This window comes from Amphibacillus marinus (assembly GCF_900110345.1).
GTDB classification, from domain to species: domain Bacteria; phylum Bacillota; class Bacilli; order Bacillales; family Amphibacillaceae; genus Amphibacillus_D; species Amphibacillus_D marinus.
Map to the genome: position 1 here is coordinate 163,218 of NZ_FODJ01000008.1, position 10,674 is coordinate 173,891.

The following is a 10,674-nucleotide window of genomic DNA, read 5'->3' on the forward strand; positions in this document are numbered from 1 at the left end:
GGATAATAATGCGAGCACTATACGATTCCAAAAGCTTTTCGATTAATGATCGGGGAATTAAGCAATTACTGACGAAAGAATACAAGTATCAATCATGGTTAGATGTTGAAACGGCCTTAGCTCAGGCACAAGCTGATTTTGACGTTATTCCCAAACAAGCAGCCGCAGACATTAAAGTAGCCGCAAAAATTGAGAATATTGACTTTAATGAGATGAATCGCATTTATCGAGAGATTGGCCATGTGTTTGTTCCATTTCTGAAAGTTCTTGTTAAAGCATGTCCAGAAGAGAGTGGAAAGTACGTCCATTACGGCGTAACAACGCAAAATATTCAACAAACAGCTCAGTTCTATACAGTTAAACAGGTTCATAAGAAGTTTAAATGCATTTTAAGTGATTCGCTAAAGAATTTAGCTAACCTCGCTGATAAGCATAAGAAAACGGTCATGCCAGGTCGAACCCATGGACGTCATGCGACCCCGATTACTTATGGATATAAGGCATCTGTTTGGATTAGTGAGCTGATTGATGGCATTGATCGGTTAATTGAATCAGAAAAACGCGTGTTTGCGGTCATGATGGGTGGAGCAGTTGGGACATTTAGCACTGCGCCGGAACATGGGCGACAAGTACAAAAACGGGTAGCAGAGCTATTAGGAATGTCAGAAATGAGAGTGCCATCACGCTCAATTCATACGCCCAAAATAGAATATCTAATGAATTTATCACTCTTGTGTAATGTTTGTAATAAAATGGCTGAAGAAGTTTATTATACCTCATTAGAAGAAATTGGCGAGGTTGCTGAAGGTTTTAAAGAAGGAACTGTTGGTAGCAGCACAATGCCACATAAAATTAATCCAAAGCTAGCGAAAGGGATTATTGCAAATTCGCAAAAATTATATAGTCTACTCAACCCTTTACTTCATTCTGCTACCAGAATGTTTGAGGGTGATAGTAGTACCTATCTTTTATTTGATGGTGTGATTGAGGAGGCTATTCAATTAACGACTGAGATTCTACTACGATTTGAAGAACTAACAGGTACAATTACCATTCATGACGCACGGATGCAAAAGAATGCCTGGTTAAATAAGGGACTTGATAATAGCGAATGGTTAATGATGAAGGTCGCTGAAAAACTAGGAAAAGATCAAGCTCACGAGCTCATTTATAAAATTGCTATTAGAACGTCAGCTTATAACGAAGATTTCTTAACTAATTTATTAGAAGATCCGTATATTGCTAACCACTTCACTAAAGCGGAGCTCGAGGAACTTATTTCACCTGCTAGCTATACTGGCTTAGCTACCGAAATAGCAGAGGATATGGCCTTACTAGCCAATCGCTATGCTAACAAGCTCTTAGCTGACTAAAAAAGCACAGCCAATCAGGATGTTAACCAGCCTGATTAGCTGTGCTTTTATGTTATAATATGAACTAAATTAACTTTTAAAAAAGGGGTTTAGGTTATGAGTAAAGAACGATTACTGATCATAGATGGCTTTAATTTGTTAAGTCGAGGTTATTTTGCAACTGCTTATAATAAAAGTGAAGAGCAATTAAGTCGAAACAGTAGTGGGTTGTATACCAATGCACTCCGTGTTTTTTTTCAAAAGCTGTTTAATCTTATTGAGGAGCATGAGATAACGCATCTAGCTATTGCTTGGGATGTAAAACGGGAAGAAACAGCAAGACGGCAAAAGTATGATTTTTATAAAGCAACCCGTGGAGAATTACCGTTTCCACTCATCCAGCAATATGAAACTTTAACACAATATCTTGAGAAAATAGGTGTCTATCAATTAACGCTTGCACCTTATGAAGCGGATGATCTAATTGGAACACTAGCACGACAATGGTCAAGTAGTGAGGGGAGGACATGTTTAATCTATAGTAATGATAAAGATTTACTACAACTCCTCGGACCACGAACCTCACAAATTATTGCCCAAAAGCGAACGGAAATAACATATACTTTGCAACACTTTAAGGATGAATATGGTATTGAGCCTGCGCAATGGATCGATGTAAAAGCTTTGCTAGGCGATGCCAGTGACAATGTACCAGGGGTAGCTGGAGTTGGGGCGAAATCAGCGCTGCCGTTAATTCAGGACTATCAAACAATTGAACAGTTGTATGAGCGTGTCGACCAGCTTGATCCAAAGTATAACCGTTATCAGAAAAAGCTGATTGCAGGTAAAGAGTCTGCCCGAATTAGCAAGGAACTCGTTACGATAAACTGTCTGATCGAGCACCAAACATTATTTACTGATGAAAGAATGATGTTAGCTTTTGAGAAAGAGCTTGTTAAACAAACACTTCATCAGCTTGAGGTGAAGGTTCGGATTAGTTAAGTGAAAGTTAACCAAACCGTTGACAGGTTAATCAACGGTTTGTTTATTAACTAGCTTTAAAGCGCTCTTCTAATTACTTGCTTGTAATAGCCGACAGATAACAGTCCAAATAGCGAATAGAGCATGGTGTAAATGCCCATTACAATTAACATCGGCGTCCACATTTCTGAACCAAAGAAGAACCAGCCGGACTGTACAGCGAAGAAGCTATGACTTAACCCCAGTAGTAAAGGAAAGCCAAAATTATAAAGCTGCTTAACTTTTATCCCTTCAGTTAAATCTTGTTCAGTATAGCCAATTTTTCTTAAAATGGTGTAGTTTCCTTTCTCACTTTCACTTTCATCCATCTGCTTAAAATACAGAATACATCCTGAGGTGATTAAAAAGGTTAGGCCAAGAAAACCGACGATAAACATGGCTAATCCTGTTGCTTCCCGTTGTTCTTGTCTTAAATTCAGCCGAGATAACGGCCCAGGTGTGTCTTCAAAAATTTCTTTGTTAAAAAGCTCATTTGCAATGTTTAACTCCTCAGAATTGGCAACAGTAAAGCCGTAAAAAGTATTAGCCTCCCGTTGAAGCGACGGATCTAAATTGTCAGCTAGTAATTGAAATGTGTCATCATGAACAATGGCAACTGGAGCGCCAAATCTAGTCATGGTATAGGGCAAGTAACTGTCGGATTCAACGCTAACGGATTGTTCGCTATTATCAATTTCTTGCCCAAACCAAGAGATTGTTTCAACATTTTCAAAGTTAAGGATGACCTCGGCGATAGGATCCATACCTGAAAACAATATCGCACCCTCTGCCAGCGATACGTCATCCACTTCTGCACTAGATATAGCCGCAACTTCAAGTCTTGATTCATTCATTAAGAGTGAAGCATTGGGCATCTCTTCGTCAATTTCCACCTCGGCATAAATAACCTGACGAGAAATCTGCTGATAAGTAATGCCTTGGTCAATTAAAGTCTGTTCAAATTGTTCAGCACTTGATTGACTTGTAAAGGCAAAATCTGCTGCAACATTGTTCTGTGCTGTTTGATCAGCAGAGTAATAGGTAATGTAGCTTAATGACAGCAACCCAATTGCTAACGCAGACACAGTTGTAATGATTGTTAACAATAGGGCATTTGATTTAATTCGAAACATGATTGAAGCAAGACTCATTACTTGCTTGATGTTTAAGTAACCTGATAGCCGTTTGCGGACGATATTTAGGATGAAGCCGATTGACCCTTTGAAGAAACAATAGGTTCCAAGAATAACGGATGTCAGAATTAATAGCATAACAACCATTAAATTGGTGCCACTCTCAAACAATGTCCCATCAAAAAGAAGCTGTGATACATAATAGCCAAGTCCAATTAAGAAAAAACCTACTAATCCAATAAGAGCTTCAATAAATGAGAAGCGTTTTGCTTTATTCTCTGTCGAGCCCTCTACTTGAAAAAGCTTTAATAGTGTATGTTTTTTTATAAATACATAGTTTCCAATTAGGATTAACAGAAAAACACTAGAAAAAACAATTAACGATTGTCTAAATGCTTGTGGAGCGAACGATAAGCTCGCCACTTCATCTACGCCGGTGACGTAAAACAAAACAAGCATAACAAATCTTGTCATTAATAAACCTGCTAAAATACCTATTAAAACTGAGGTGAAATAGATCACGCTATTCTCAAAAAGTAGCACTCGAAAAATCCGGTTTTTATTCATGCCAATTAACTGAAATAGACCTATTTCTCTGCTCCGTCGTTTAATAAATAAACGATTTGCGTAGAGTAGGAAAATCGCAACAATGGCAAAAAGTAAAATAGATGCAACTCTGATCCCTGCTTCCCCCCGAACTGACCCACTAGCTTGATCCATTGATGGGTCATATTGCAGGGTAACAAATGAGAAATAAAGCGCTACACTAAAAACTAACGCAAAGACATACAAGTAATAATTGGTAATGTTTTTTTTCAAATTTTGAAATATTAAGCGACTAACTGTCATGGTTTACACCACCTAGTACTGCCTGAGTACTCATGATATCTTCATAAAATTGTTTTCGTGATTGATCGCCCTTGTTGAGTTGCGTATAAATTCGACCATCTTTAATAAAGATCACGCGGCCTGAGTAGCTTGCTGCAGTCATATCATGGGTAACCATCATAATGGTTGCTTGTCGTGTTTGATTAAGCTCACTTAACTTATTCAGCAAATCTGATGCAGCTTTTGAATCAAGTGCTCCCGTTGGTTCGTCAGCGAAAATGATTCGTGGTTGATGAATAAAAGCGCGGGCAGCAGAAGTCCGTTGTTTCTGCCCACCTGAAATTTGATTAGGATACTTATTAGCGATTTGAGTTAGACCTAATTCATTAGCAATCAGTTCGAATCGAGCACGTGCCTCTTTTTTAGGGATGTTACTAATTGATAAAGGTAGTAAAATGTTTTCTTTAACGGTTAATGTATCTAGTAGGTTATAGTCTTGAAAAATAAAGCCGAGATGTTCCTTGCGAAAGGCTGCTAATTGCTTTTCCTTCAGGCGAGTCATATTTTGTGTCCCAATATGAAATGATCCCTTTGTAAGTTTATCAATTGTCGATAAGACATTTAGCAGCGTTGTTTTACCTGATCCTGATGCACCCATAATGCTTATGAACTCACCTTCTTCAATTGTTAAATCAATTCCTTTTAAAACTTCTTGTCGGTTGAACTTATTTCCATAGCTTTTATGAATTTTAGTTGCTTGTAAAATCGACATATTGTTCCACCTCTTCATTTATTGTTACTTAAATTATAAAAGTTCGTCATCATAACATCCTGCATAATAACGAACAAAATGGCAAAGCATGTGACAATGTTGTCACATGCTCGTTATATTTAAAAAGGCATTTTTATTTGGGAAAGTCAAAGTAAAGGTTGTCCCAACATGAAGGGTTGAGTTGACTTCAATTGTCATCTTTAAATGAGGCAAGATTCTTTTGACGAGATATAGCCCCATCCCTGTCGATGCGTTATTATCGTGTTCTGTTGTTGAGGTGAAGCCTTTATCGAAGATTCTAGGAATATCTTTATTAGCAATTCCCTTTCCGCTATCGGAAATAATAACTTGGGTCATGTCATTTGTATGAATGCTTTTTATCATAATTGTATTATTCTCACTATATTTAACAGCATTGGTGATTAGTTGTCTAAGTAAAACGGCTAGCCATTTTGAATCACTAATAACTTGCTTAATATTCAAATCAAGCTCAAAGCCAATTTCCTTTTGGCGACACCAAGCAATTAATGGCTTAATCTCAGCTGTTAAAATTGCTGATAAGTCAACAGTCTCAATAAATAGGTCATTTTCAATCGTGTCCATTCGATTTTGGTGTAGCTGTTGGTCTAAGAGTAGGTGAATTCTTAACCACTCATAGGTCAGGCTTTGCTTAATTGACTGTTCTTCAATTCGATCGATCATTAGCTTCATTACTGTAAGTGGTGTTTTTACTTCATGAATCCAGCTAAGAATTTGATCTTTTTCTTCTTCAATCTGGAGATGTTGCTTTGATAGAGTCTGCTCGTATAGAATGGCTTTATTTTGCCAAGCCGCATAAATAGATTCTTGAAAAGCTGTTCTTGGCTCTAGTTGCTCACGTTGCTCACTTAGTGCTTTTAAAAATGTCGTTTCCTTAGGATAGCGAATAAAGAAAAAGATGACAATCGTCACTAGGGCAATGGTTACGATGTAAAAGGCACTTGTTATCGGTATAGTTGGATCAATAATTGCAAATAAAATAATAAGTAATTGTAGGGAAAGGAGTAGTAAGAGCCAACTTTTCTTTTCCTTGATATATGTTTTAAGCATGGTCTCTATCCTCATCAAGGGCAAGATAACCTTGACCAACCATTGTTTTAATATAGTGCCCAAGTGCAATCTCTGCTAGTTTCTTTCTTAATCGATTTACATTTACCGTTAAAGTATTATCACTAATAAAGCGACTATCGTCCCAGAGTGCTTCAATTAAAGCATCACGAGTCACAATTTTATTACGGTTTTCTAGTAGTAGATTTAAGATAAATGCTTCATTCTTTGTAAGCTCAATTTTGTGATCCTTATAGGAGATTTCATTTTTTTCAAGATCAATTGTCGCCCCTAGCCACGTTCTAAGCTGGCTCGTCTCCGTGCTATAACGATAAACGCGTCGAAGAATGGCTTGAATCTTAGCGATTAGCACATCAAAATTAAATGGCTTTTCAATATAGTCATCAGCGCCGAGCTGCATCGACATGACCATATCAGTAGGATGATCTCTTGAGGAGAGAAAGATAATTGGTACACTTGAATGATCGCGAATCAAGCGACACCAATGAAAACCATCAAACTTAGGTAGTTGAATGTCAATAATAATAAGTTCTGGCTTAGTTTCTGTGAATGTCTCCATGACTTTGGAAAAATCATCAATAGTAAACACTTGGTATGACCAACTTGTTAGTCTTTCCTTAATTTCATCACATAAGGTGCGGTCATCTTCAATTAGTAAGATACGCATTGCTATCACCACGCTTTTTGTTAGTGTGTAAAGCCATTGTACTAAAGTTAATTAATAATCGCTAGCTGTTTACTAGAGTTAGTAATGGTTTTTACTATAACGTATATACTAACATTTAATGATCTAACTAGTAGAATTTTTGAAAAAGGCGTTATAAAGTCACCTAAAAAGGGAATAGGCCATTTGCGATTAATTTATGCATCGGTTGGAGAACTCATCCAATTATTGTTATAATTAATTTAAGAATCTTAAATGGAGGATAAAATAATGAAAAATCAACCGATTGAAATAATTGACTTAAATGATTTAAGCTTGTCAGAGCGTACAGCATCATACATATTACCAGCAGAAAAGCCAACGATTATTGAAACAAGTGCTAGTCCATCAATTCCCTATCTTTTAGCTGGTTTAAAACGCTTGCACATTAAGCCGGAAGACATCGTGTACATTATTGTCACACATATTCACTTAGATCATGCAGGTGGTGTAGGTTTGCTCTTAGAGTCTTGTCCAAATGCAACTGTTATTGTCCATCCAAGGGGAGAGCGACATTTAGCCGACCCTTCACGTCTTATCGCTGGTGCTAAAGCGATCTATGGAAATAGTTTTAGTGAATTATTTGATCCGATTTTGCCGGTCCCCAATCACCGACTTGTAGTGAAAGCAGATTTAGACACTTTAGACTTAGGGGGTGATCGTATCCTGACTTTCTATGATACGCCTGGACATGCAAAGCATCACTTATCAATTCACGATAGTCTAACTAATGCTATTTTTACTGGTGATACGCTGGGTATCCTTTACCCGACTTCGATGACCAATGGGACTGAGCTTATTCTCCCGTCAACATCGCCAAACCAGTTTGACCCAAACGCAATGCTCTCATCAATGAAAAGAGTTCGTGAATTGAATGTTAATACTATTTATTTTGGTCATTATGGAAAATCAGACTATCCTGATCATGTATATCATCAGTTGGCCGAGTGGTTAAACCGTTATTTGAAAATTAGTGAGCGAATTGTTGAAAAACATTCACATGCTGACTTTGAGACACTATCTGAACTTGTTGCAGAGGCACTTTTTAACCGGGTTGAGATTGAGTCGGATATTAGTGATCCAACCGTATTTGATTACATTCGCTTTGACTTAACTATTTGTGCTCAAGGTATTGTTGAATATTTATTAAATAAGAAGGACTGAGCAGGATGGAAGTTACACTCCAGTTTGATTATCAAGCAATAACGGGTGAGCAAGTAAGCTTTAAATCTGCTCCGATCATAGCTGACCAAGCACTTAAGATTGCTGCTGACCTTATTAAGACTGGTCGTACACAATTGATCAATTTTGAAGATGAGCACGGTTATAGTTATAATTATAAACAATTGCAGAAGCAAATAGCGGTGGATAAACAACGCCCCCAGTTTGTTGAATTATATTTTGATGGCGGTTTTAATCATGAGACCAAAGAATCAGGACTAGGAATTGTCATTTATTATCAGCAAAACGATTGTCATTATCGAGTCCGAAAAAATGCCTGTCTTGAACAGTTGCAATCGAATAATGAAGCGGAGTATGCCGCATTAGCATTTGGAATTAATGAGTTAGGACATTATCAGATTAGCCATCAATCAATTAAAATTTTGGGTGATTCAAAGGTTGTTATTAACCAGCTTGCTGGGGAATGGCCTTGCCATGATCCAAAATTAAATTATTGGGCGGATCAGATCGAAGCCAGCTTAGCTCAGTTAAACCTAAAGGGACAATACAAAGAATTAAACCGGAAAGAGAATAATGAAGCGGATCGTTTAGCGGGTCAAGCCCTAAAAGGAGAAGCAATAGAAAGTCGATTTAAAATTAATAATGAATAAATGAAAAGCCATCTGAATTGTGGAGTCACAGTGGATCAACCACATTGAGGATTGGCTTTTTATTGTTGGTGGGCGGCTTTCTTTTACTTATTTTAACAGAGTTATTTTAACAAGATATCAGTCTATCGAGTGAATTTATATGATATATTTAAAAGAGTCAAAACGTTGGCAGGAATTAATGAATTTTTAGCGAAAATATAACTATTGATTAATGTATACAGTTATACTTGATTAACAATAGAGGTAATAAAAATAGCTTGGATATAGCTGGAGGTAATAAAATGGAAGTTTGGTTGATAGAAATTGCAAAGGCTTGTTTGCGTCTAATAGTGAATCCACTGTTATACTGGTTTCTCCTAATTGTCTTTCTCGCCTCTCAGATGCGGATAAAAAGAGAACGGAAAAGCTTTGGTCATAAAATTTACCCCATGTTTGATGAGCTTTATGGCTTTAAATTAAAAGGATTAGCCTATGGATGCCTGTTTTCTTTAATTGTGTTAGTTCTGGGTGCAACACTTCATTACTTAATGTTAATTGGAATTATTACAATAACTATGCTATTCTCATTAAATAAAAAATTCACTTTTTTATCAAGTGCTTACATATTTGGATTTACCGCAATTATACTCTTGCTCTTCCCATATTATCAATCCTATTTACCAGTAGTACTTCAAGGAGAAGTGACAAACTTGCACTGGATTGTTTTTACCACATTGATGGGTGCGTTCTTGGTAATAGAAGCTGCAATGGTGAACTCAATTAGACCTGAACAAACATTTCCTGAATTAATTCGCGGGTATCGAGGTAAATATATTGGGCAGCATCGGCTTAAACGAATAGCATTAATTCCATTAGTGATGCTTTGGCCAATCGGGGATTTAGTAGTGATGGCAGATTGGTGGCCAGTTCTCGAAATTAACAATCAAACTTACGGTTTGCTTATTTTCCCATTTATTATTGGCTTTGAACATGTGGTTAAATCTAGTCTACCAGAGCAGGTAACCGGAAGACTCAGTCAATATTTATTAATGCTCGGATTACTAGTTATTGCCACTTCGCTTATTGGCTATTATTATGCTATTTTCTCCTTAATAAGTGTAATTGTAGGTCTAGCAGGGCGAGAGTGGCTCGCCTATCGCTTGAAAGTTAACGAGCAACATAAGAATGCTATGTTTATGCCAAGTCAAGATGGTATCAAAGTGTTAGCCATCATGCCAGGCTCCCCGGCTGTCGATATGGAGCTTGTTGTAGGTGATACGATTGTGAAGGTGAATGGAATGACAATTGGCACACCTAATGATTTCTATGAAGCACTTCAGGTTAATTTAACATTATGTAAGCTTGATGTCGTTGATCAGCGAGGTGAAATTCGTTTCTTACAGCGCCCACTCTATCAGGGTGATCATCATGAGTTAGGTGTCATTTTCGCCGTTGATCATCAAGATCGATTGGCATAGGCATGCAAACTTAAAGAAAAACCAAGCAGTCACAAGTTATGCCTGCTTGGTTTTTTCTAATTTTTTTAAAAGTGAGTCAATTTCATAATTACTGATAAGAGATGAATATACGAACATTAAGAAAATGATAGTCGATCACCAGGGCAACGATTAAGGTTAGAACAGTGATCCGTTCCGGCAGCCAATGGACTCTCTTTCCGAAGGCATCGCCTCAGCTAACTTGAGTAGCAAAAAGCGCTCCTCAAGTGGATCTTCGGCTGATGCTATTCCTTCCGGAGTCTCGCCCATTGGCTGTCTCCACTTAATTATGTAGATCTAGTTAGGTGTCTGCGTTATCAATGGACAGTCCTAATACATACTTAAACGTATTTAATCTTTCAATTTATGCTCACACAAATAAAAGAAGGGGTAAGCATACCTATCATCAAGCATTCAGCAGTCCCGTAGACTCCTATGGGAACAAATCACTT

The 10,674-nt window shown here is 37.4% G+C and carries 10 protein-coding genes; 5 read left to right on the forward strand and 5 right to left on the reverse strand.

Annotated features, from left to right (window positions below; translation table 11 throughout):
- Positions 1 to 8 precede the first annotated feature (8 nt).
- The gene (locus BM000_RS11745; protein ID WP_091498569.1) at positions 9 to 1,373 is read left to right on the forward strand and encodes a class-II fumarase/aspartase family protein; all 1,365 of its coding nucleotides are present in this window, start codon (positions 9 to 11) and stop codon (positions 1,371 to 1,373) included.
- A gap of 96 nt (positions 1,374 to 1,469) precedes the next feature.
- Positions 1,470 to 2,354, forward strand: a complete 885-nt coding sequence (locus tag BM000_RS11750; RefSeq protein ID WP_091498572.1) for a 5'-3' exonuclease — start codon at positions 1,470 to 1,472, stop codon at positions 2,352 to 2,354.
- Between the two features lie 56 nt (positions 2,355 to 2,410).
- Here the strand turns inward: BM000_RS11750 and BM000_RS11755 are convergent, their stop codons facing one another.
- The 4 genes from BM000_RS11755 to BM000_RS11770 form a co-directional block, all read right to left on the reverse strand.
- On the reverse strand, positions 2,411 to 4,354 hold the full coding sequence (locus BM000_RS11755) for an FtsX-like permease family protein (protein ID WP_091498574.1): 1,944 nt from the start codon (positions 4,352 to 4,354) through the stop codon (positions 2,411 to 2,413).
- Positions 4,344 to 5,105, reverse strand: a complete 762-nt coding sequence (locus BM000_RS11760; RefSeq protein ID WP_091498577.1) for an ABC transporter ATP-binding protein — start codon at positions 5,103 to 5,105, stop codon at positions 4,344 to 4,346. The genes BM000_RS11755 and BM000_RS11760 overlap by 11 nt, the downstream gene beginning before the upstream one ends.
- A gap of 102 nt (positions 5,106 to 5,207) precedes the next feature.
- On the reverse strand, positions 5,208 to 6,194 hold the full coding sequence (locus BM000_RS11765; protein WP_091498580.1) for a sensor histidine kinase: 987 nt from the start codon (positions 6,192 to 6,194) through the stop codon (positions 5,208 to 5,210).
- A complete protein-coding gene (locus BM000_RS11770; RefSeq protein WP_091498582.1) occupies positions 6,187 to 6,879 on the reverse strand; it encodes a response regulator transcription factor in 693 nt (230 codons plus the stop codon). Before BM000_RS11770 ends, BM000_RS11765 begins: the two co-directional genes overlap by 8 nt.
- Positions 6,880 to 7,131: 252 nt before the next feature.
- Here BM000_RS11770 and BM000_RS11775 point away from each other — a divergent pair, with 252 nt between their 5' ends.
- The 3 genes from BM000_RS11775 to BM000_RS11785 all read left to right on the forward strand — a co-directional run bounded on the left by BM000_RS11775 (position 7,132) and on the right by BM000_RS11785 (position 10,204).
- A complete protein-coding gene (locus tag BM000_RS11775) occupies positions 7,132 to 8,079 on the forward strand; it encodes an MBL fold metallo-hydrolase (RefSeq protein WP_483860456.1) in 948 nt (315 codons plus the stop codon).
- A 5-nt stretch (positions 8,080 to 8,084) separates the two neighbouring features.
- Positions 8,085 to 8,747 (forward strand): reverse transcriptase-like protein, encoded by a 663-nt coding sequence (locus BM000_RS11780; protein WP_091498587.1) that lies wholly within the window; start codon positions 8,085 to 8,087, stop codon positions 8,745 to 8,747.
- 281 nt (positions 8,748 to 9,028) lie between these two features.
- Positions 9,029 to 10,204 (forward strand): PDZ domain-containing protein, encoded by a 1,176-nt coding sequence (locus tag BM000_RS11785; protein ID WP_091498590.1) that lies wholly within the window; start codon positions 9,029 to 9,031, stop codon positions 10,202 to 10,204.
- Between the two features lie 156 nt (positions 10,205 to 10,360).
- Here the strand turns inward: BM000_RS11785 and BM000_RS17100 are convergent, their stop codons facing one another.
- The gene (locus BM000_RS17100) at positions 10,361 to 10,492 is read right to left on the reverse strand and encodes a hypothetical protein (RefSeq protein ID WP_281245958.1); all 132 of its coding nucleotides are present in this window, start codon (positions 10,490 to 10,492) and stop codon (positions 10,361 to 10,363) included.
- Positions 10,493 to 10,674 lie beyond the last annotated feature (182 nt).